Origin of the sequence: Caenispirillum bisanense (genome assembly GCF_900230255.1) — a bacterium.
In the GTDB taxonomy this organism is placed as follows: domain Bacteria; phylum Pseudomonadota; class Alphaproteobacteria; order Rhodospirillales; family Rhodospirillaceae; genus Caenispirillum; species Caenispirillum bisanense_A.
In genome coordinates, this window is the sequence record NZ_OCNJ01000013.1 from 23,313 (window position 1) to 44,205 (window position 20,893).

The 20,893-nt window shown below is 72.1% G+C and carries 23 protein-coding genes; 11 read left to right on the forward strand and 12 right to left on the reverse strand.

The features are described from left to right. Window positions 1-9: 9 nt before the first annotated feature. The 4 genes from CRP50_RS21495 (at window position 10) to CRP50_RS21510 (ending at window position 5,437) form a co-directional block, all read left to right on the forward strand. Window positions 10-1,575, forward strand: coding sequence for a phytoene desaturase family protein (locus tag CRP50_RS21495; RefSeq protein WP_245913609.1), 1,566 nt, complete (start codon window positions 10-12; stop codon window positions 1,573-1,575). 1 nt (window position 1,576) lies between these two features. Further along, the gene (locus CRP50_RS21500; RefSeq protein WP_097281258.1) at window positions 1,577-2,389 is read left to right on the forward strand and encodes a lysophospholipid acyltransferase family protein; all 813 of its coding nucleotides are present in this window, start codon (window positions 1,577-1,579) and stop codon (window positions 2,387-2,389) included. Next, window positions 2,386-3,486: a glycosyltransferase gene (locus CRP50_RS21505; RefSeq protein ID WP_097281259.1), complete on the forward strand. Its 1,101-nt coding sequence runs from the start codon at window positions 2,386-2,388 to the stop codon at window positions 3,484-3,486. Before CRP50_RS21500 ends, CRP50_RS21505 begins: the two co-directional genes overlap by 4 nt. 85 nt (window positions 3,487-3,571) lie before the next feature. Next, window positions 3,572-5,437: a cation:proton antiporter gene (locus CRP50_RS21510; RefSeq protein ID WP_097281260.1), complete on the forward strand. Its 1,866-nt coding sequence runs from the start codon at window positions 3,572-3,574 to the stop codon at window positions 5,435-5,437. 3 nt (window positions 5,438-5,440) lie between these two features. Here CRP50_RS21510 and CRP50_RS21515 read toward each other — a convergent pair whose 3' ends face one another. The 3 genes from CRP50_RS21515 to CRP50_RS21525 form a co-directional block, all read right to left on the reverse strand. Then, the gene (locus CRP50_RS21515; RefSeq protein ID WP_097281261.1) at window positions 5,441-5,638 is read right to left on the reverse strand and encodes a hypothetical protein; all 198 of its coding nucleotides are present in this window, start codon (window positions 5,636-5,638) and stop codon (window positions 5,441-5,443) included. Between the two features lie 79 nt (window positions 5,639-5,717). Beyond that, complete coding sequence (locus CRP50_RS21520; protein WP_097281262.1) at window positions 5,718-6,446, reverse strand: hypothetical protein; 729 nt, start codon at window positions 6,444-6,446, stop codon at window positions 5,718-5,720. A gap of 10 nt (window positions 6,447-6,456) precedes the next feature. Further along, window positions 6,457-8,274 (reverse strand): aminopeptidase P family protein, encoded by a 1,818-nt coding sequence (locus CRP50_RS21525; protein ID WP_097281263.1) that lies wholly within the window; start codon window positions 8,272-8,274, stop codon window positions 6,457-6,459. 246 nt (window positions 8,275-8,520) lie between these two features. Between CRP50_RS21525 and CRP50_RS21530 the strand changes: the two genes are divergently transcribed. Together CRP50_RS21530 and CRP50_RS24890 are read left to right on the forward strand one after the other, a co-directional pair. Continuing rightward, the gene (locus tag CRP50_RS21530) at window positions 8,521-8,916 is read left to right on the forward strand and encodes a DUF1127 domain-containing protein (RefSeq protein ID WP_097281264.1); all 396 of its coding nucleotides are present in this window, start codon (window positions 8,521-8,523) and stop codon (window positions 8,914-8,916) included. Between the two features lie 241 nt (window positions 8,917-9,157). After that, window positions 9,158-9,343: a DUF1127 domain-containing protein gene (locus CRP50_RS24890; protein WP_101614038.1), complete on the forward strand. Its 186-nt coding sequence runs from the start codon at window positions 9,158-9,160 to the stop codon at window positions 9,341-9,343. Between the two features lie 50 nt (window positions 9,344-9,393). Here CRP50_RS24890 and CRP50_RS21540 read toward each other — a convergent pair whose 3' ends face one another. Beyond that, entirely contained in the window at window positions 9,394-10,290 is an 897-nt protein-coding gene (locus tag CRP50_RS21540) for a 50S ribosomal protein L11 methyltransferase (protein ID WP_097281266.1), read from the reverse strand. Between the two features lie 199 nt (window positions 10,291-10,489). Between CRP50_RS21540 and CRP50_RS21545 the strand changes: the two genes are divergently transcribed. Continuing rightward, window positions 10,490-10,672, forward strand: a complete 183-nt coding sequence (locus tag CRP50_RS21545) for an RSP_7527 family protein (RefSeq protein ID WP_097281267.1) — start codon at window positions 10,490-10,492, stop codon at window positions 10,670-10,672. A gap of 151 nt (window positions 10,673-10,823) precedes the next feature. Here CRP50_RS21545 and CRP50_RS21550 read toward each other — a convergent pair whose 3' ends face one another. Together CRP50_RS21550 and CRP50_RS21555 are read right to left on the reverse strand one after the other, a co-directional pair. Continuing rightward, window positions 10,824-12,059: an MFS transporter gene (locus CRP50_RS21550; protein WP_097281268.1), complete on the reverse strand. Its 1,236-nt coding sequence runs from the start codon at window positions 12,057-12,059 to the stop codon at window positions 10,824-10,826. A gap of 32 nt (window positions 12,060-12,091) precedes the next feature. Next, entirely contained in the window at window positions 12,092-12,328 is a 237-nt protein-coding gene (locus CRP50_RS21555) for a glutathione S-transferase (protein WP_097281269.1), read from the reverse strand. Between the two features lie 160 nt (window positions 12,329-12,488). Here CRP50_RS21555 and CRP50_RS21560 point away from each other — a divergent pair, with 160 nt between their 5' ends. Further along, on the forward strand, window positions 12,489-13,514 hold the full coding sequence (locus tag CRP50_RS21560) for a GlxA family transcriptional regulator (protein WP_097281270.1): 1,026 nt from the start codon (window positions 12,489-12,491) through the stop codon (window positions 13,512-13,514). On the opposite strand, the gene CRP50_RS21565 is transcribed toward CRP50_RS21560, so the two are convergent. Continuing rightward, complete coding sequence (locus CRP50_RS21565) at window positions 13,511-14,293, reverse strand: DNA alkylation repair protein (protein WP_097281271.1); 783 nt, start codon at window positions 14,291-14,293, stop codon at window positions 13,511-13,513. The two genes, CRP50_RS21560 and CRP50_RS21565, sit on opposite strands and share 4 nt — an antisense overlap. 178 nt (window positions 14,294-14,471) lie before the next feature. After that, a complete protein-coding gene (locus CRP50_RS21570; protein ID WP_097281272.1) occupies window positions 14,472-15,500 on the reverse strand; it encodes an aspartate-semialdehyde dehydrogenase in 1,029 nt (342 codons plus the stop codon). 244 nt (window positions 15,501-15,744) lie between these two features. Here CRP50_RS21570 and CRP50_RS21575 point away from each other — a divergent pair, with 244 nt between their 5' ends. Both CRP50_RS21575 and CRP50_RS21580 read left to right on the forward strand, forming a co-directional pair. Then, entirely contained in the window at window positions 15,745-15,966 is a 222-nt protein-coding gene (locus tag CRP50_RS21575; RefSeq protein WP_097281273.1) for a hypothetical protein, read from the forward strand. A gap of 75 nt (window positions 15,967-16,041) precedes the next feature. Then, window positions 16,042-16,392: a zinc ribbon domain-containing protein YjdM gene (locus tag CRP50_RS21580; RefSeq protein WP_097281274.1), complete on the forward strand. Its 351-nt coding sequence runs from the start codon at window positions 16,042-16,044 to the stop codon at window positions 16,390-16,392. 32 nt (window positions 16,393-16,424) lie between these two features. Here CRP50_RS21580 and CRP50_RS21585 read toward each other — a convergent pair whose 3' ends face one another. Together CRP50_RS21585 and CRP50_RS21590 are read right to left on the reverse strand one after the other, a co-directional pair. Then, window positions 16,425-17,057 (reverse strand): LysE family translocator, encoded by a 633-nt coding sequence (locus CRP50_RS21585; RefSeq protein ID WP_097281275.1) that lies wholly within the window; start codon window positions 17,055-17,057, stop codon window positions 16,425-16,427. Window positions 17,058-17,137: 80 nt separating this feature from the next. After that, complete coding sequence (locus tag CRP50_RS21590) at window positions 17,138-17,599, reverse strand: glyoxalase superfamily protein (RefSeq protein ID WP_097281276.1); 462 nt, start codon at window positions 17,597-17,599, stop codon at window positions 17,138-17,140. A 324-nt stretch (window positions 17,600-17,923) separates the two neighbouring features. Here CRP50_RS21590 and CRP50_RS21595 point away from each other — a divergent pair, with 324 nt between their 5' ends. Further along, complete coding sequence (locus tag CRP50_RS21595; RefSeq protein WP_097281277.1) at window positions 17,924-18,160, forward strand: hypothetical protein; 237 nt, start codon at window positions 17,924-17,926, stop codon at window positions 18,158-18,160. Between the two features lie 16 nt (window positions 18,161-18,176). Here CRP50_RS21595 and CRP50_RS21600 read toward each other — a convergent pair whose 3' ends face one another. Next, window positions 18,177-18,455 carry an acylphosphatase gene (locus tag CRP50_RS21600; RefSeq protein WP_097281278.1) on the reverse strand — a complete coding sequence of 93 codons (279 nt, stop codon included), beginning with the start codon at window positions 18,453-18,455 and terminating at the stop codon, window positions 18,177-18,179. A gap of 55 nt (window positions 18,456-18,510) precedes the next feature. After that, window positions 18,511-20,835, reverse strand: coding sequence for an NADP-dependent malic enzyme (locus CRP50_RS21605; protein ID WP_097281279.1), 2,325 nt, complete (start codon window positions 20,833-20,835; stop codon window positions 18,511-18,513). Window positions 20,836-20,893 lie beyond the last annotated feature (58 nt).

Genomic DNA, 20,893 nt, shown 5'->3' on the forward strand with positions numbered 1-20,893 from the left:
GAGCCCGCGATGACCCGGACCATGAGCGACTCCCTGCCCATCGCCGTCATCGGCGGCGGCCTCGGCGGGCTGGCGGCGGCGGCGACGCTGGCGGCGCGCGGCCGCAAGGTGGTGCTGTTCGAGCGCAATCCCTGGCTCGGCGGCAAGGCGGCGGTGCTGGAGGACGGCGGTTGGCGCTTCGACATGGGGCCGACCATCCTCACCTTGCCGCGCGTCCTGCGCCGCATCTTCGAGGAAGCCGGGCGACGCCTGGAGGACCGGCTGGACCTCGTGCGCCTCGACCCGCAGTGGCGCTGCTTCTTCGACGACGGCAGCGTGCTCGACCTGGTGGAAAGCCCCGACGCCATGGCGCGGACCCTCGACACCTTCGCGCCGGGCAGCGGCTCGGGCGACGGCTACCGGCGCTTCCTCGGGCAGTCGGAGCGCCTGCACGAGATCAGCGAGCGGTTCTTCTTCTGGAAGCCGGTGGAAGACCTGCGCGACACCATGACCATGAAGGGCAGCTTCGACGTCAAGGTGCTGTCCGACGTGCTGGCGCTGCGCATGGGCTCCACCGTCGCCGGCACCATCCGCGGCCACGTGCCGGAGAAGCGGGTGGCGCAGATGCTCGACCACTTCGTGCAGTACGTCGGCTCCTCCCCCTACGGCGCGCCGGCCGTGCTGTGCGGCATCGGCCACATGCAGACGTCGGAGGGCATCTGGTACCCGCGCGGCGGCACCCGGGCGGTGCCCGAGGCGCTGGCGGGCCTCGCGGCCGACCTCGGCGCCGACCTGCGGCCCGGCACCGGCGTGCGCCGTATCGTCAGCGAGGACGGCCACGTCACCGCCGTGGAGACCGACACGGGCGAGGTGGTGCCGGTGGCCGCCGTCGTCTCCAACATGGACTCGGTCCGTACGTATCGCGAGCTTCTCGGCGGCGAGCCGGCGCGGCGGTTCGCGCGGCGGCGCAGCTACGAGCCGGCGTGCTCGGGTGTCGTGCTCTACCTCGGCCTCGACCGCGCCTACGAGCACCTGGCGCACCACGACTTCGTGTTCTCCCGCGACCCGGAGGAGGAGTTCGACGCTATCTACCGCAAGGGCGAGCCGGCGCCCGACCCGACCTGCTACCTCGCCGCCCCCGCCCGCACCGAGCCGGGCGTGGCGCCGCCGGGGGGCGAGGCGCTCTACGTGCTGGTCCACACCCCCTACCTGCGCCCCGGCCACGACTGGTCGCGCCTGCTGCCGCAGTACCGCCGCACCATCCTCGACAAGCTGAAGCGCACCGCCGGCCTGACCGACATCGAGGACCGCATCCGAGTCGAGCACGTGCTGACGCCGCAGGACATCCACGACCGCTACGCCGTGCTGAACGGCGCGATCTATGGCCTGGCGAGCCACGGCCGCTTCCTCGGCGCCTTCAAGCCGGGCAACCGGTCGCGCGACCTGAAAGGCCTCTACCTGGCCGGCGGCGCCGCCCATCCGGGGCCGGGCATGCCCATGGTGATGATGTCCGGCTGGATCGCCGCCGACGCCCTCGACGCCGACCTCGGGGCCGGCACGGGCGCCGCCGCCGCCCGCCGCGCCGGAGCCGCCTGACATGGCGGCGGCGGGCAGCCCTGCGCCGGAGGTCGTGCGCCTGCGCCAGCCGGCGCTGGTGCGCTTCTTCACGGGCGTCATGACCCGCCGCCTGCGCGGCGCCTTCCATGCCGTGCGCCTCGCCCGCGAGGGCCATCCGCGCACCGAGCCGGGGCGGCCGGTGGTGGTCTACCTCAACCATCCGTCCTGGTGGGACCCCGCCCTCGTCATGCTGCTGGCCGGCCGCCTGTTCCCCGGGCGCGCCGGCTTCGGCCCCATCGAGGCCGAGGCGCTGGCCAAGTACAGGTTCATGGCCCGCATCGGCCTGTTCCCGGTGGAGCACGGCCGGCCCGGCGCGGTGAACTTCCTGCGCCAGTCCCTCGGCGTGCTGAGCGATCCCGACGCCATGCTGTGGATCACGGCTGAAGGCGCCTTCACCGACCCGCGCCGCCGCCCCGTCCATCTGCGCCCAGGCATCGCCCACCTCGGCCGCCGCCTGCCGCAGGCCATCCTGCTGCCGCTGGCGGTGGAATATCCGTTCTGGGACGAGAGCACGCCCGAGGCGCTGGTGCGCTTCGGCGCCCCCATCGACGCCGCCGACCACGTCGGGCTCGACGTCCTGCGCTGGCGCGAGTTGCTGGAGGACCGCTTGGCCGACACCATGGACGCGCTGGCCGCCGACGCCCAGAGCCGCGACCCCGCCCGCTTCACCACCCTGCTCGGCGGGCGGGTCGGCGTCGGCGGCGTCTACGACCTGTGGCGCCGCACCGCCGCAACCTTCCGCGGCCGCCGCTTCCACGCCGGCCACGGCGCGGCGGAGGACGGCGCGCCATGAGCCTCGTCGCGGAGATCATCCTCGGCCTCGCCCTGCTGCCGCTGGCCCTGACGCTGGTCAACCTCGCCTTCTTCCGCAAGGCGCCGCCGCCGCGGGCGTGGGAGGACCCGGTGTCGGTGCTGATCCCGGCGCGCGACGAGGCGGCCAACATCGAGGCGGCCGTGCGATCGGTGCTGGCGGGGGCCGACGGGCCGCTGGAGGTGGTGGTGCTCGATGACCACTCGGCCGACGACACCGCCGCCATCGTCCGCCGCCTCGCCGCCGAGGACCGTCGCGTCCGCCTGGAGCACGCCCCGCCCCTGCCCGCCGGCTGGGCCGGCAAGCAGCATGCCTGCAAGGTGCTGGCGGAGCGGGCGGCGGGCGAGGTGCTGGTGTTCATGGATGCCGACGTGCGGCTGGAGCCGGGCGCCGTCGGCCGCGTGGTGCGCCTGCTGCGCCGCCGCCGCCTCGCCCTGCTCAGCGGCTTTCCGCGCCAGATCACCGGCAGCCTGGGCGAGCGGCTGATCGTGCCGCAGATCACCATGCTGCTGCTCGGCTACCTGCCCATGATGTTCTCCCGGCTGTTTCCGCGCGTGCCTGGCTTCGCCGCCGGCTGCGGCCAGCTGATGGCGGTGCGGCGCGAGGCCTACGACGCCGTCGGCGGTCATGCCGCCGTGCGCCGGTCCTTCCACGACGGCATGACCCTGCCGCGGGCGTTGCGCCGGGGCGGCCACGCGACCGACCTGTTCGACGCCTCCGACCTCGCCCGCTGCCGCATGTACGCCGGCTTCGCCGCCACCTGGGCCGGGTTCTCCAAGAACGCGACCGAGGGCATGGCGACGCCCGTCGGCCTGCCGGTGTGGACGGTGCTGCTGCTCGGCGGCCACGTCGGGCCGTGGCTGCTGCTGGCGGCCGGGGAGACGGCGGCGGGCCTGCTCGGCATCGCAGCCACCCTCGGCCAGCGCCTGCTGCTGGCGGTGCTGCTGCGCCAGAGCCTGCGCGCCGTGCCGTGGCATCCGGTCGGGGTGGTGGTGCTGCTCGCCCTGCAATGGGGCGCGCTGATCGGTGCGGCGCGTGGTCGCCGGCCGTCGTGGCGCGGGCGCAGCGTCACCGAGTGAACCTCTTCTTCTTCCGCCGCGTCGTGGACAGGCGGCCCGGCGATCGTCACCATGGCCGCACCCGACCGACTTGCGAGGAGTCCCCATGGCCGAGGGCCTGGTATTCGACGTGGCGCTGATCCTGGTGCTCGGGCTCGGCGCCCAGTGGGCCGCTTGGCGCTGGCAGATCCCCGCCATCGTGCTGCTGAGCGTCGCCGGCATTATCGCCGGCCCGGCCACCGGCGTGCTCGACCCGCGCGCCGATTTCGGCCAGCTGCTGCAGCCGGCCATCGCCGTGGCGGTCGCGGTGATCCTGTTCGAAGGCGGCATGGGGCTCGACGTCAAGAGCCTGCGCGGCGTGGCGACGGCCGTGCGCCGGCTGGTGATCGTGGGCGCTCCCGTCGCCTGGGCGCTCGGAGCCGCGGCCGCGCACTATCTCGGCGGCCTGTCGTGGCCGGTCGCCATCGTGTTCGGCGGCATCCTGGTGGTTACCGGGCCGACGGTCATCGCCCCCATGCTGCGCCAGGCCCGCCTGAGCCAGCGCCCCGCCGCCGTGCTGCGGTGGGAGGGTATCGTCAACGACCCGCTCGGCGCCCTGTTCGCCGTGCTCGCCTACGAGGTGGTGCTGCACCTGCAGGCCGACGCGCCGCTGGCCGGCATCGCCGGCAGCCTGGCGCTCGGCGTCGGCATCGCCCTGGCGCTCGGCGTCGCGCTCGGCTGGAGCTGCGCCCAGGCTTTCCAGCGCGGCTGGGTGCCGGAGTTCCTCAAGGCGCCGGTGCTGCTCGGCGTCATCCTGGCGAGCTTCGCGCTGGCCAACATGGTCTACGAGGAGGCCGGGCTGCTCGCCGTCACCGCCCTCGGCATGACCGTCGGCAATTCGCGCATCGCCGCGCTGGACGAGTTGCGGCGCTTCAAGGAGTACGTGACGACGGTGCTGGTCTCGAGCGTCTTCGTGGTGCTGACGGCGACGCTGACCTGGGCCGACGTGACGGCCCTGACGTGGCAGCACGCCGCCTTCGTGGTCGCCATCCTGGTCGCCGTACGGCCGCTGTCGGTGCTCGCCTCCACCCTCGGCACGGAAACGACGTGGCGGGAGCGCGCCCTGGTCGGCTGGATCGCGCCGCGCGGCATCGTCGCGGTCGCCGTCTCCGGCCTGTTCGCCGGCAAGCTGGTGGCGGCGGGCTACGAGGACGCGGCGCTGCTGGTGCCGCTCGCCTTCGCCATCGTCTTCGCGACGGTGGTGGCGCACGGTTTCTCCATCCGCGCCCTGGCGCGGGCGCTCGGGCTGGTGTCGACGGCGCGGCCGGGCATCCTGGTGGTCGGCGCCTCCCGCTGGACCACGGGCTTCGCCAAGGCGCTGCAGGACCTGGAGGTGCCGGTCATCGTCGCCGACAACGACTGGTACCGCCTCGGTCTCGCCCGCCGCGACGGCGTGCCGGCCTATTTCGGCGAGGTGCTGTCGGAGGTGACCGAGCACCACCTGGAATTCAACGCCTTCGGCCATGTGGTCGCGGCGACGCCCAACGACGCCTACAACACCCTCGTCTGCACCGACCTGGCGCCCGAGATCGGCCGCGCCAACGTCTACCAGACCGGCAGTCCGGCCGGCGAGGACAACCCGCGCCGGCCCTCCTTCACCATCGGCGGCCGCACCCTGCTGCGCTCCGGCGCCGACCTCGACGACCTGGACCGCCGCCTCGCCGCCGGCTGGAGCTTCCAGAAGACGCGCCTGACCGAGGAATACGACTTCGACCGCTACCTCGAAGCGCGCTCGCCGGATGCCGAGATCATCCTGGTGTTGCGCGAGTCGGGCCGCATCGTCTTCGCCACCGCCCGCGACCGCCCCAAGGCCTCGCCGGGCGATACCATCCTCACCTTCGTGCCGCCGGAGGAGCGCAAGCTCCGCGAGGACCGACGCAAGCAGGACTCCGCCGCCCGCGCCGAAGCGGCCGCCCGGGCGGCGGAGACGTAGGGGTCAGTCGTGGCGATCACCGGCGGGTCCGCCTCGCGTGGCGCGCCTGCACCAGTCCCGGTCCAACAACGCCGCTGCATCGGGATCGGCCGCGACGTTGGCCGCGATGTCCGCGTCCGACTGCCGCTCCACGGCATGCCAATCCGTCTTACCCTGGCGGCTGTCGTTCAGCGACCGCCGCACGACACGTTCCTCTGCCATCGCGCCTTTCCTCCTACCTGATCCGGCGCCGCCTGCGCCCGCCAGTTTGAGGAGCCGCGGCCGTAAATGGCAAGCCCCCTTACCCCACGGCCCCCATCTGCCCCAGGATCGCCGCGAGCCAGGCGTCCTTGCCGGCCTGCATCATGGGGCTCGGGTGAGCGTAGGCGAGCGGGCCTTCCGGGGCCTGTACGCCGAATACCGGTCGCCCGGCCAGCGCCGCCAGGCACTGCTCGGCGAGCGGGAACAGCGCCTTGTGGCGGCCCCAGCCGAGGATCACCGGCGGCGAGCCCTCCGCCGGGCCGATGCGGCGCAGCAGTTCGTCGCGGCGCGTGGCACTCCAGATGGAATGGCCGTCGCCGCCGGGCAGGCCGGCGAGGCTCTGGACGTGGCGGAACAGGTTGGGGCTCTTGGTCTCGCGCAGGTCCGACAGGTTGAGCACGCGGGCGTGCCGCCAGCCGCGCGCCGCCATCACCTTCATGATCTGGTACTGGGTGGTGTCGGGGATGGTCTCCACCAGCCGCCGCACTGCCGCGATGCCGGCCACTCCCGCCACCTGCGGCGGCGTGAAGCCGGGCTCGACGCTGCGCGAGGAGCCGGGGTTCATCATCACCACCAGCAGGTCGGGGCGGCGGTCGAGCACCGGCGAAGGGTCGCCCGCCGGCACCAAGTCGTGGGCGATCAGCTCCAGGATCGAGCGGCACGGCCACACCGCCCCGCCGAGCGGCAGGTCGTAGAACAGGCCGTAGACCCCGAAGCGCTGCTTGCAGTCGGCGGCCCGCAGGGCCTGCGTCGCGGCGACGTCCAGCATGGCGGCGCGCTCAGCCCAGCGCCAGCGGACGGCAGGCTTCCGCCAGCCAGCGCTGCACCTCGGGCTCGCCGGCCAGCAGCGGCGCCAGGGTGTCGAGGACGCGGCGGTGATAGGTGTCGATCCACGCCACCTCGTCGTCGGTCAGCAGCGCCGGCTCGATGAGCAGGCGGTCGAAGGGCGCCAGCGTCAGGGTCTCGAAGCCGTACATGGTGCGCTCCGCCCCGGCGACCTCGCGCCGCTCCACCGCCACCAGGTTCTCCAGGCGAATGCCGTAGGCGCCGGTCTTGTAGTAGCCGGGTTCGTTGGACAGGATCATGCCGGGCTTCAGAGCGATGGCGTTGCCGATCTTGCTGATGCGCTGCGGCCCTTCGTGCACCGACAGGTAGCTGCCGACGCCGTGGCCGGTGCCGTGGTCGTAGTCGACGCCGTCCTGCCACAGCGGCATGCGCGCCAGCACGTCGAGCTGGCTGCCGGTGGTGCCGTCGGGGAAGACGGCCGTCGCCAGCGCGATGTGGCCCTTCAGCACCAGGGTGAAGCGCCGCCGCTCCTCCGGTCCCGCCGCGCCGACCGAGAGCGTGCGGGTGACGTCGGTGGTGCCGTCGAGGTACTGGGCGCCCGAATCCAGCAGGAACAGCTGCCCCGCCTCCACCTTGCGGCTGGTGGCCGGGGTGACGCGGTAGTGGACGATGGCGCCGTTGGGGCCGGCGCCGGCGATGGTCGGGAAGCTGAGGCCGCGGAACAGGTCGCCGGTGGCGCGGAAGCGCTCCAGTTCGTCGGACACGGTCAGCTCGTCGAGACCGCCCTTGGGGGCTTCGGCGGCGAACCACGCCAGGAAGCGCACCAGGGCGGCACCGTCGCGGCGGTGGGCGGCGCGGGTGCCGTCCAGTTCCACCGGGTTCTTGGCTGCCTTGGGCAGGGCGCAGGGGTCGTCGGCGCGCTGCACGGTGGCACCCGCCGCCTCCAGCCGCGCCCGCACGGCGTCGGGGGCGACGCCGGCATCCAGCCGCACCGTCGCCTTGGCCGCGCCGAGGGCATCGAGCGCCGCCGGCAGGTCGCCGGGCTCGCGCAGGGTGACGGCGGCACCCAGGTGGTCGCGCGTTTCCTGCGCCACCTTGCGGCCGTCCATGAACAGGTCGACGCGCGGCCCTTCGGCATGGACGACGGCGTAGCCCAGCGGGAAGGGCGCGCAAGGCACGTCGGCGCCGCGCACGTTGAGCAGCCAGGCGATGCTGTCGGGCGTCGTCAGCACCACGGCATCGGCTTTGTCCTTGCGCAGCGCCGCCGCCACCTCGGCCAGCTTGTCGGCGGCGGCCTTGCCGGCGAACGCCTGCGGGTGCGGCACCACGGGCGCCAGCGGCGGCCCCGGCCGGTCGGCCCACGCGGCGTCAAGCGGATTGCCGTCGGTCGCGACCAGGGTGCCGCCGGCCTTCTCCACCGCCCGGCGCAGGCGCGCCACGCCGTTGGGCGTGTGCAGCCAGGGGTCGTAGGCGAGCGCCGTGCCGGCGGGCAGGTGTTCGGTCAGCCATTGTTCCACGGACACGTCCGTCGTGTGGACGATCTCGAACAGGGCCGTGTCGACCTCCGCCGCCGCCTGCAGGGTGTAGCGGCCGTCGACGAAGACCGCCGCCCGGTCGGCCAGCACCACCGCCGCCCCGGCCGAGCCGGTGAAGCCGCTCAGCCAGGCCAGACGCTCCGCGTTGGGCGGCACGTATTCGCCCTGGTGCTCGTCGGCGCGCGGCACGACGAAGCCGCCGTGGCCGCGGCGGGCGAGCTCGTCACGCAGGGCGCGCAGGCGGTCGGCGGGCGGCAGGCGGGGGCTGTCGGTCATCGGGGCTCCTGGGTCGGCTGCGAGGGCGCGTTCCCGCCAAGCTAAGGGGCGGCCGGCGGGGCGGCAAGCGCCGGTTATAGTCGCCGCCGCGGGACGCTTCGGGACAGGTCGCCGATCCATGCGGAAAAGGCAGTGCTGCGATGCAACAAAGCCGCTGGTGTGCCCTCGGGGCTTCCACCACATTCCCGCCACCGCGCCGGAGGTTAACCGGCGATCGGCAAATCAACTGTAAAACGAGATAGTCCCATGTGGCCCTATGACGACAGCGAAGCCGACTGGCTGGGTGCGTCCGCCCCCGCCGTGACGGTGCCGTCTGCCGCGACCGTCGTTTCCCTCGACACCGTCCGCAGCGAGGCCCGCAAGGCCGCCGCGCCGACCGTCGAGATCCCCGCCGCCGAGGCCGGCCTGGTCGGCCGCCTCATCGGCCGCATCCGTTCCTGGCGCGACCGCCAGGACGCCCGTGCCCGGCTGTACTCCATGAGCGACCGCGAACTGGCCGACATCGGCCTGACCCGCGACGCCATCGACTACGCCGTCGGCACCACCGAAACCGCCCGCAAGCCGTCCTACGACACGGGCGTGCTGGGTGGTGCGGTGCACGGCCTGACCCGCGGTGCCACCAACTGGTGGCAGGCGGCGTAACCCGCTGCGGCGCAGTCTCCTCTCTCGCGCCGATGAAGGCCCGTCCGGACCCTGGTCCTGGCGGGCCTTCTCCTTTTCGGTCCCGCCGTGACGATGGTCACGCCGACCAATGCAGGCGCCGCATTGCAGACCGGCGGTTGAGCGGGGTGGTCGAAATCGGCCGCGAGCGTATCTTTCCGGACAGACGATGCGGGATTACCGCACCTGCACACACAGTCCGAGAAAGCCCACGGAGAGTGCCATGAAACCCCTGTTCCTCATCGACCGCCTCGCCGACAGCCTGCACGCCTGGCACGAACGCCATCTGGTGCGCGACAGCCTGGCCGGCATGTCCGACCGCGAGCTGGCCGACATCGGCCTGACCCGCGACGACATTGACGCCGTCGCCGACGGCCGCTTCGGCAAGGACGCCGAGCGCCTGCACTGAGGCGCCCCCGAGGCCGCCGCCGTCCGGCGGCGCCGGCCTCGGTCGCAGCCTCAGCGCGTCAGCACCAGCGTCGCCCACGGGTCGAGGGCGTAGCGCTTTTCCAGCACCAGCCCCTGCAGACGATAGGCGTTGAGCACCATCGGCTCCTGCCGGCGCAGCAGGCCGGCGAGGATCACCTTGCCGCCGGGCGCCAGGGTGGCCGCCACGTCCTTGGCCATGCGCACCAGCGGACGCGCCAGGATGTTGGCGAAGATCAGGTCGTAGGGGCCGTTGCGCGGCACGTCGCGATGGGCGAAGCCGTTGCCGGCGAAGCTGGTGACCAGCCGCTCCACGGCGTTGCGGCGGGCGTTGATGTCGGTCACCCGCACCGCCTCGGCGTCGATGTCGACCGCCGTCAGCGGGCAGGCCCAGGTCTTCACCGCCGCGATGCCGAGGATGCCGGTGCCGCAGCCCATGTCGAGCACGTTGCGGAAGCGGCGGCGCTTGGCCAGCGTGTCGAGCGCCAGCAGGCAGCCGTAGGTGCTCTGGTGCTCGCCCGAGCCGAAGGCGGTGGCGGCGTCGACCAGCAGCGGAATGCTGCCGACCGGCGGGGCGTCCTCGTAATGGCTGCCGTGGATGAAGTAGCGCCCGGCCTGGATGGGCGGGAAGGCCTGCAGGTTCTCCGCCAGCCAGTTGCGCTGCGCCTCGCGCGCGATCTCGAACGCCGGCTCCGGCACGCCGGCGACGGCGGCGGCGAGCGCCATGGAGGCGGCGACGCCGCTGCGGTCCGGCTCCCCTTCCGCATAGCCGTCCAGGCGCCACAGGGCGTCGTCGCGGTCGTCGTCTTCCACCTCGAACTCCAGCACCGCGTCGCAGTGGTCCTGCAGCGCCGCCTCGAAGGCGGGAATGGCGAAGCGCGGCACGATGGTCTGGATGTGCCAGATGTCGGCGGAGTCCTTGCCGGTCATGGTCTCTTCCGGTGAAGCGAGGGGATGCCGTCCGTCTAGCACAGGGAACGCCGGAAGTCATGCGGAGCGCGCAGTGCTGCACCGCAAAATAGGTCAGTCCAAGATAACCGAAACGGGACTATCTTCGGGCCTGCAAGGATGCCTTCGACGGCGCGGCCTTTTCCCGGAGGCGCGCCAGAAAAACAGAGAGTAGAGTGCCATGACCGCCAAGACGCCGACCGCCCGCGACTTCCACGTCCCGACCTTCGCCGAGATCCACGAGATCGAGCGCCGCGCCCACGAGCTGCGCGCCGCCGAGATCTCCCATCTCGCCCGCGCTGCCGTCGCCTGGGTGCGCGGCGTGCTGCACATCGGCCACGGCGGCAGCGCGGTGACCCACTGACCCTCGGGGTCACTGCCGGCGGGTGACGGGACGGCCGGCCCCGGTCGCACTGGACGCCTCGCCCTCCCCGCCGACACGAAACCCGCCGATCCTGCCGTGCCCTTCCCCTTGGGCGCGGCGGGGCGGCGGGTTTTTCGTGCGCCGACCGCGCCTATTCGGCGGCGGCGGCGGGCAGCCGCACCAACTTGCGCTCGTCGATGGGCCAGTGCAAGAGCGCCGCGACGATGCCGAGCGCGACGCCCGACCACCACACGATGTCGTAGGATCCGGTGGCGTCGTACAGCACGCCGCCCATCCACACGCCCAGGAAGGCGCCGATCTGGTGCCCGAAGAAGACGATGCCGAACAGCGTCGCCATGTAGCGCGGCCCGAAGATCTGCGCCACCAGGCCCGAGGTCGGCGGCACCGTCGACAGCCACAGCAGCCCGATGGCGGCCGAGAATACCAGCACGCTGGCGGTGGAGATGGGCAGCAGGACGAAGGCGGCGATCACCACGGCGCGCGTCACGTAGATGATCGACAGCAGGTACTTCTTGCTGTAGCGCCCGGCCAGCAGGCCGGCGGAATAGGCGCCGATGACGTTGAACAGCCCGACCAGCCCCAAGGCCCAAGCGCCCAGCGCCGGGCTCAGGCCCTTGTCGACGATGTAGGCCGGCAGGTGGGTCTGGATGAAGGCGACGTGGAAGCCGCACACGAAGAAGCCGAAGAACAGCAGCACGTAGCCGCGGTGGGCGAAGGCCTCGCGCACCGCCTCGCCGATGCTCTGGTCGAAGCCGCCGGCGGCGGGCTTGGCGGGCTTGCCCTTCAGCGCCGGCGCCAGCACGGCGATGAGCAGCGCCAGCGACCCCATCAGCACCAGCGCCGTCTGCCAGCCGTAGGCGGAGATGAACCCCTGCCCCAGCGGCACCAGCAGGAACTGGCCGAGCGACCCGGTGGCCGTGCCGAGGCCGAGCGCCCACGAGCGTTTTTCCTCCGGCACCACGCGCGCCATGGCGGCCAGCGCGATGGCGAAGGACGACCCGGCGAGGCCCATGCCGACGATCAGGCCGCCGGTCAGGGTAATGGCGGTCGGCGTCGTCGACACCGCCATGAGCATGGTGCCGGCGGCATAGAGGAAACCGCCGGCCACCAGCACGCGGGCGGTGCCGAAGCGGTCGGCGATGGCGCCGGCGAAGGGCTGGCCGGCGCCCCACAGCAGGTTCTGCACGGCGATGGCGGTGGCGAAGACCTCGCGCCCCCAGCCGTTGGCCGCACTCATGGGTTCGAGGAACAGGCCGAAGCCGGCGCGCACGCCGAAGTTCAGCAGGCCGACCATGCAGGCGGCGACGATCACCACCAGCACGGCGTTGCGCACGGCGGGCGCGGAAGATGGGGGAGCAGTGCTCATCGACAGGGTTCCCGGTTCAGAATCCGACCATCCTACTGCACTTCGAGCAGCGGTCCAGCGGGGCGCTTGGCCGCTTCCGCCTCCTCCGCCGCCTCGATGACGCAGTCGAAGGTGCCGAGGGCGCGGGCGAACTTGTCGCGGCAGCCGGGATTGCAGAAGCCGACGACGCGGCCGCGGTAGAGCGTCAGGCTGTCGGCCGACACCGGATCGCCCGACCACGGGCACACCTGATTGACGCTGTCTTCGACGCGGAGTTGGGGGGCGGGCATGGGAGGGGGCTCCGGATGGATCGCATGGTCCCGCCATCCTGCCCTGCGCCCACGATGACAGGAACGACAAGGACCCCATGGATCGTGCCACCACTGTCATGGCAGGATGGATGGGATCGTCGCCCCTGTGCCACGCCGCGCCCTGGATAAGGCTCGCCTCATGGACCCGTCCGCCCGACTTCCGCGCCGCATCGCCATCCTGGCGCCCTCGGGCCTGCAGAGCCTCGACCTCGCCGGGCCGCTGGAGGTGTTCAACCACGCCGGCCGCCTGGCGCCGCGCGCCTATGCCTCGCCGGTGGCGGTGGTGGGCGTGGGCGGCGGCGTCGTCACCGCGTCGAGCGGCCTGCGCATGCTCGTCGATCCGCTGGAGGACGTCGATCCGGCCACCCTGCAAACCCTCGTCGTCGCCGGCGGCCCAGGCGTCCACGACGTCGAGGCCAATGCCGCCGCCGTCGACTGGCTGCGCCGCCACGGCCCCGGCCTGCCGCGGCTCGCCAGCGTCTGCACCGGCGCCTATCTGCTGGCCGCCGCCGGCCTGCTCGACGGGCGGCGGGCGACCACCCACTGGAAGTACACGGCCTCCCTCGCCCGCCGCTATCCGGCGGTGCGGGTGGAGCCCGACGCCCTGTTCGTCGACGACGGCAACATCCACACCGCCGCCGGCGTCACCGCCGGCATCGACCTGGCGCTGGCGCTGGTGGAGGCCGACGCCGGCCGCGCCGTGGCGCTGGAGATCGCGCGGCTGCTCGTCGTCTACCTGCGGCGCCCCGGCGGCCAAGCCCAGTTCAGCGCCGCCTTGCGCGCCCAGAGCCGCACCGCCAGCGAGCGCCTGGAAGCCCTGGTGGCCTGGATCGCCGACCACCTGGACGGCGACTTGTCGGTGGAGGCCCTGGCCGATCAGGCGGGCATGAGCCCGCGCACGCTGGCCCGCCAGTTCACCCGCGACTTCGGCCAGAGCCCCGGCCGCTACGTCGCCGCCGCCCGCCTGGACGAAGCCCGCCGCCTGCTGCTCGACGCCCCCGACCTGCCGTTGGCGACGGTGGCGGCGCGCGTCGGGCTGGAGACGGCGGAAGGGCTGCGGCAGGCCTTCCAGCGCAGCCTGGGCGTCGCCCCGGAAGCCTTCCGCCGCCAGTTCGCCACCGCCCGCCGCCGCGGCGCCGAGACGCCGCCGGTGGCGCCGGCCTAAGGCAGCGACCGGCAGGCGCGCTTGAGCAGCGCCGCCGTCTCGCGCCCCGGGCTCTCCACCGCCCAGCGCTCGGCGAGCGTGCGCAGCCAGTCAGGGCGCGTCTTGCCGGCATCGTTGAGCCAGTTGGCGACGGAATTCCGCACGTATTGGGACGGATCGGCCTTCAGGGGCTCCAGCACCGGCAACGCCGACTCCGGCCGCTCCTTGAACAGGCCGATGTGGGCGCACCATACGCCGCGCGGCCGCGTCGCCTCGCTGGCGAAGCGGCGCAGGTTCTCCGACGACTCGGCGGTCCAGGGTGTCAGCAACGCCACCGCCCGCTCCGGCTCGGCGGCGAGATGCGGCCGCACCGCCAGCCAGGCCCATTCGCGCACCCCGAAATGCCCGTCGTCGGCGAGCGGCCGGATCAGAGCCAAACGCTCGGTCAGGTCGAGCCCCGGGCGACCGCCGACGACGAAGGCCGCCCAGCCGCGCACGCAATCCGACGGATGCGCCACCGTCGCCTCCAGGGCCGCCTCCGCCCCCAGCGACTCGGCGAGCAGCGCCGCCGCCAGCGCCATGCGCCGGGTCACCCCCTCCCCCGCCGCCGCCCGCAGCGGCTCCGCCGGCACCGCCGGGAAGCAGGCCGCCATGAGCCGGGCGAAATCCATGGCGAGCGTTTCCGACAGCGTCGCCGCCTCGGCCGTGCCGGCTTCGAGGGCCGCCAGCACGGCGGGATCGACGGTGGCGCGACTGGCGGCGCCGGTGCGGCGCGCGGCAGGAGTGGCGGCAGACGGCATGGCGAACTCCGCAAGATCGGTCGGGCCGGCGCCGGGCGGCGCAGCTATGCTGCGACCATACCGCCGAAGGGAGCCGCTGGACATGATCGACGCACGCACCCGCCGCCAAGAGAAACGGCGCGGCTCCTTGCGGAACCGCGCCGTCGTCACATCGGCTCGATGAGGGGCAGGCCGCGCGTCAGCGGACCTTGCCGGCCACCACGCATTCGGCGATCTGCACCGCGTTCAGGGCGGCGCCCTTCAGCAGCTGGTCACCGGAGACGAACAGATCCAGGCCGTTGTCGCCGAACACCGCGTTCTTGCGGATGCGGCCCACCTCGACGTCGTACTTGCCCGAGGCGTTGAGCGGCATCGGGTAGACGTTGTTGGCGGTGTCGTCCACCAGCTTGACGCCCGGCGCATCGCCCAGCACCGCACGGGCGCGGGCGACGTCGACCGGCTTCTCGGTCTCGATGGTGGCGGCTTCCGAGTGGGCGCGCAGGATGGGGATGCGCACCGCGGTGCAGGAGACGGGCAGGTCCGGCAGGCCCATGATCTTGCGGGTCTCCCAGGTGACCTTCATCTCCTCCTTCGTGTAGCCGTTGTCCTGGAACTTGTCGATGTGCGGGATGACGTTGAACGGCAGCGGGTGCGCGAACACCTTGTTGCCGGCCTGACCGCCGTTGAGGGCGGCGCGGGTTTCGTCCTCCAGTTCCTTCATGCCTTCCGCACCGGCGCCCGAGGCCGCCTGATAGGTCGACACGATGACGCGCTTGATGCCGAATTCCTTGTGCAGCGGCGCCAGCGCCACCACCAGGATGGCCGTGGTGCAGTTCGGGTTGGCGATGATCTTGCTGTCGCCGATGGCGTGCGGGTTGATTTCGGGCACCACCAGCGGCTTGTCGTCGTCGTAGCGGAAGGCCGACGAGTTGTCGATCACCGTCACGCCGCGGGCGGCCAGCTGCGGCGCGTATTCCTTGGAGAAGTCACCGGACACGGCGAGCAGCGCGATGTCGCACTCGGCCACCGAATCGACGGTGAATTCCTCGATAGTCTTCGAGCCGAAGGGAGTCTCCAGGGTTTTGCCGGCAGACCGCGCAGAGGCGAACAGCCGCAGGTCGGTGAGCGGGAATTTGCGGTCGTGCAGAACGGCGACCATCTCGGCACCGACCGCACCCGTCACACCCACCACGGCGACCTTCACCCCGGGAACCATATCCTTCGTCATCTAAAACTCCTGTGGTCCTTCGTAAGGAGGGGCGCTTTCTAACAGATTTCGAAGCATCTTTGAACCGGCTTTGTTCCACGACGAACACGAGTATCGCCGTCGGATATTTCACGTGGGTACAATGGGCGGAAAATCCAGCGCTTTCCGCCTTTACGTTTTCTTTAGCCGCATGCGATAAGACCGCACTGTCGCCGCGCCCGCCGTCCGGCCGCCGCCGCGACCCTCCCGACGACAGAGACTCGGCATGATCGCTTACGCCGCCGAGGCCGCCGGCCTCGCCTCCGCCATGCCCGTGCTGCTGGCCGCCGCCGCCCTGCTGGCCGCCGGCTGGGTCGCCCTGCCGCAGGCCATGGGCGCCTTCGCCACCATCCTCGGCCCGGCGCTGCACCGGCTGCTGGGCGGCGCCGTCATCGGCCTCTATTCCGCCTGGGTCGCCACCTCGGCCATGGTGCTCGCCGGCCTGTGAGGCGTTGACGGGGGCGGCGCCGGGCGGCTACACGTCGCGCCACCGGCACGTGCCGGCAACAGCCGAGGACACCCCATGGCCGACGGATACTCCTGCCCCGCGTGCGGCTCCGCCAACGCTTATCACGACGGCTCCCTGTGGGTCTGCCCGGACTGTGCCCACGAATGGAACCCCGACACCGCCGGCGCCGAAGCGGGCGGCGAGGCCGTCATCCGTGACGCCAACGGCAACCCGCTGGCCGACGGCGACAGCGTCACCGTCATCAAGGACCTGAAGGTCAAGGGCTCGTCCCTGGTGGTCAAGGGCGGCACCAAGGTGAAGAACATCCGCCTGGTGACCGACGCCACCGACGGCCACGACATCGCCTGCAAGATCGACGGCCTGGGCGCCATGAACCTCAAGTCGGAATTCGTCAAGAAGGCCTGACGCCCCACCCCTGCGGTCGTCGCCGCCGCGCCTCAGCCCCGGCGCGACGCCGCCAGGGCGAGGCCGGCGCCGATCAGCGCCGTGCCGCTGACGCGGTTGGCGATGCGGCGGCCGCGCACGCTGGTCATGAACCGGCCGAGCCCGCCGCCCGAGGCGGCATAGAGCGCCAGCGCCACCACCTCGAGCGCCAGGAAGGCCGCCCCCATGGCGAGCAGCTGCGGCCACGCCGGCAGGGCAGAGTCTAGGAACTGCGGGAAGAAGGCGGTGAACACCAGGATGGCCTTCGGGTTGCTGGCGGCGATGAGGAACTCGCGCCGCGCCAGGGTGCCGATCACCCGCCGCCCGGCCGCCTCCGCCGCGCCGCCGGTCGCCAGCTCCGCCACCGGCGCCCGCCACAGCTTGACGCCGAGATAGACCAGATAGGCCGCCCCCACCCACTTCAGCACGGCGAAGGCCGTGGCGGAGGTCGCCAGCAGCGCACCGAGCCCGAGCACGGTCAGCCCGATCAGCGTCGCGAAGGCCGGCAACCGCCCGAGCCCGCCCGCCAGCGCCGTGGCGAAGCCGAACCGCACGCCGTTGTTCATGGCGAGCAGGTTGTTGGGCCCCGGCGACAGGTTGATGAGAAAGGTCGCGGGCACGAAAACCAGCCACATGTCCCAGCCCATGGCGGGAGCCTCCGACAGACGCGGGTGAAGGCGGCCATTGGAGCGGCGGCGGGCGCCGCTCCGCAAGGGCCATTCCGGGCTCAAGGCGTCAGGCGCAGCACCTGGGTCGGCCGCCCGCCGGCGTCGCACGACACGCCGTCGGCCGTCACCAGCACCGTCACGTTCCGGCGGAAGGCCGAGAACAGCGCGCTGTCGACCACGTCGATGGGCGTGTCGAACCGTACGCCCAGGCGGTAGAGCCCGCCGGGCAGCGCCTTGACCTCCATCACCCGCGCCGTGAACGGCCGCTTCAGGTAGACGCCACGCACCGGCGAGCCGACGGCGGGCAGCGGCGGCCTGGGGTGGTCGGGCTCCGCCGCGGGTGGGGACTCGGGCGCGGCGGCGGAGAAGGTGTTCCAGTCGCGCCGGCCATGCAGCGCGGCCACCGCCTCCAGCGCCTCGGCGTGGCTGAGCGGTCGGCCGGCGGCCTGGAAGTGGGCGCGCAGGCGCTTGGCCTGGGCCTTGGCGGCCGCGGCGGTGGGAAGGGTGTCGTCGAGGGTCATCGTCCCTCGTCCTGGCGGACGGACCGCAGCGGGTCGCGGGGGCTCGCATTGCCGCCCCGGGTCCGTCCCATGACGGAAACGACGGGTCAGGCGGAGAAACCGGACGTTCACCATCCCCGAAGGGGCGAGCGGCGGGCCGTCCGAGGCCCGGGACCGGCACCTTACGACCGGCCGAAGGGCCGGTCAACCGGGACCCGAGGGGCGGCCTTCGTCCTGCCTTTCGTCGTGCGGATTAGACCGTCCCGCTAGGTTGCCTGTCCACAGAATTAGCCCCACCATCGACGTGTGTGGGATCTGGTGCTCGCGTCCAAGGGGAGCAGGGACATGGCACTGCAACAATGGCTGCCGATCATAGATCGTGTCGGCATCTTCGCGGTGAGCCTGGGTGGGGTGGCGATCGCCTCGCAGGTCGCCGTCGCCTGGACGACGCTGCGCGCCCGGGCCAACGGGGCGACGCGCACGGAAGCGCGCGCCCGCGGCCGTGACGCCGGCATCGTCACCCTTCTGGTGGCGGTGCTGCTGCTGGCGACCGCCGCCACCCTCGGCCTGTGGGAGATGTGAGCGGCGGCGCCGGTCGTCAGACCGTCGCCAGCTGCTCGAACCCGTCGCCGTCCGGCACCTCGTCGGCGGGACGGGCGTGGACGGCCGCCACCCGGGCGGCGGGCGGGCCGTCCTTGCAGCGCGCCAGCATTTCGTCCACCACCGCCGCCGGACCGTGGAACAGCGCCTCCACCGACCCGTCGGAGCGGTTGCGCACCCAGCCCGCGAGGCCGAGGGAGCGCGCCGTCTGCCGCGTCCAGCCGCGATACCACACGCCCTGCACCTGGCCTTCGATGCGCGCGTGAACCGTCTTCATCTCCGTCGTCTCCTGCTGCTGTGTCTCGCCCATGGCAGGACTATCAACGCGCAGCTCACGCCGGATCGAGCGTCGGCGGCGGCATATGGTGCGGCGGCACCGTCGGCAGCGGGGTGTGCAGCTGCGAATCGACCACCGTCAGCGCCGTCATGTTCACCAGCCCGCGCACCGTGACCGACGGCGTCACGATGTGCGCCGGCTGCGCCACGCCGAGCAGGATCGGCCCGATGTTCAGGCCGTCGCCCAGCACCTTCAGCATGTTGAAGGCGATGTTGGCGGCGTCCTGGTTCGGCATGATGAGCAGGTTCGCCTCGCCCTTCAGGCGGCTGCCGGGGAAGATGCGGTCGCGGATGATCTGCGACAGGGCTGCGTCGGAGTGCATCTCGCCCTCCACCTCCAGGTCCGGCGCGCGGTGCCAGATGGCTTCCACGGCCTTGCGCATCTTGGCTGCCGAGTGGTCGTCGTGGCTGCCGAAGTTGGAATGCGACAGCAGCGCCGCCTTGGGCTCGATGCCGAAGCGCCGCACCTCTTCCGCCGCCAGCAGGGCGATTTCGGTGATCTGGTCGGCGTCGGGGTCGGGGTTGACGTAGGTGTCGCAGATGAAGAACGTGCCCTTCTGCATGATGAGCAGGTTCATGGCGGCAATGGTGTTCACCCCCGGCTGCACGCCCAGCACGTCGAGGATGTGCTGCAGGTGCTGTGCATAGCGGCCGGTGGAGCCGCAGATCAGGCCGTCGGCCTCGCCGCGCAGGACCATGAGCGACGCGAACACGGTGTTGCGGCTGCGCACGATGGTGCGGGCGTAGTCTGGCGACACGCCGCGGCGGCGCAGCAGGCGGTGATAGGCATCCGAATACGTATGGTAGCGCAGGTCGCGCAGCGGCTCGATCACCTCCACGTCGGCGTCGGGCTGCATGCGCAGGCCGAGGCCCTTGATGCGCTCGGCGATGACGTCCAGGCGGCCGATGAGGATGGGCTTGGCGATGCCTTCGTCGAGCACGGTCTGGGCGGCGCGCAGCACGCGCTCGTCCTCGCCCTCGGCGTAGACGATGCGCTTGGGGTGCGCCTGGGCACGCTCGAACACCGGTTTCATCACAAGGCCGGAGCGGAACACGTACTGCTCCAGCTTCTCGCGGTATTCGCGGAAGTCGGCGATGGGGCGGGTGGCGACGCCACTGTCCATGGCCGCCTTGGCGACGGCCGGGGCGATTTCCACGATCAGGCGCGGGTCGAAGGGCTTGGGCAGGATGTAGTCGGCGCCGAAGCGCAAGGATTCGCCCACGTAGGCCGACGACACCACGTCCGACGGCTCGGCCATGGCGAGATGGGCGATGGCCTCGACGCAGGCCAGCTTCATTTCCTCGTTGATGGTGGTGGCGCCGACGTCCAGCGCCCCGCGGAAGATGAAGGGGAAGCACAGCACGTTGTTGACCTGGTTCGGATAGTCCGACCGGCCGGTGGCGATGATGGCGTCGGGGCGGGCGGCCTTGGCCTCCTCGGGCATGATCTCGGGCGTCGGGTTGGCGAGCGCCAGGATCAGCGGCCTGGTCGCCATGCGCTTGACCTGCTCGCCGCTCAGCGCGCCGGGGCCGGACAGGCCGAGGAACACGTCGGCGCCGTCGATCACCTCGTCGAGGGTGCGCGCGGCGGTGTCCTGGGCGTAGGCGTCCTTGAAGCCGTTCATGCCGATCTGGCGGCCCTTGTAGACCAGGCCGTCGCGGTCGGCGAGCCACACGTTCTCGCGCTTGACGCCGAGCGCCACCAGCAGGTCGAGGCAGGCGATGCCGGCCGCGCCGCCGCCGGTGGACACCACCTTGACCTCGCCGATGGACTTGCCGGCCACGCGCAGGCCGTTGCGCACCGCGGCGGCGACCACGATGGCGGTGCCGTGCTGGTCGTCGTGGAACACCGGGATCGACATCTTCTCGCGGCAGCGGCGCTCCACCTCGAAGCACTCGGGGGCGCGGATGTCTTCCAGGTTGATGGCGCCGAAGGTGGGCTCCAGCGCCGTGATGATGTCGACGAGCTTGTCTGGGTCCTTCTCGTTCAGCTCGATGTCGAACACGTCGATGCCGGCGAACTTCTTGAACAGGACCGCCTTGCCCTCCATCACCGGCTTGGACGCCAGCGGCCCGATGTCGCCGAGGCCGAGCACCGCCGTGCCGTTGGTGATGACGGCGACCAGGTTGCCGCGCGCCGTGACTTCCGCCACCTGGGCCGGGTCGTCGACGATGGCCTCGCAGGCCGCCGCCACGCCGGGGCTGTAGGCGAGCGCCAGATCGCGCTGGTTCGCCATGGGCTTGGTGGGCGTGATGGCGAGCTTGCCGGGCGTCGGCCAGCGGTGGTAGGTGAGCGCCAGGTCCTTGAAATCGCGGGTCATCGGCCTGCCTTAACCAGATTGCAGTTAATCGCGCGAAGCGCGGGCTTCCCGGCGGCTT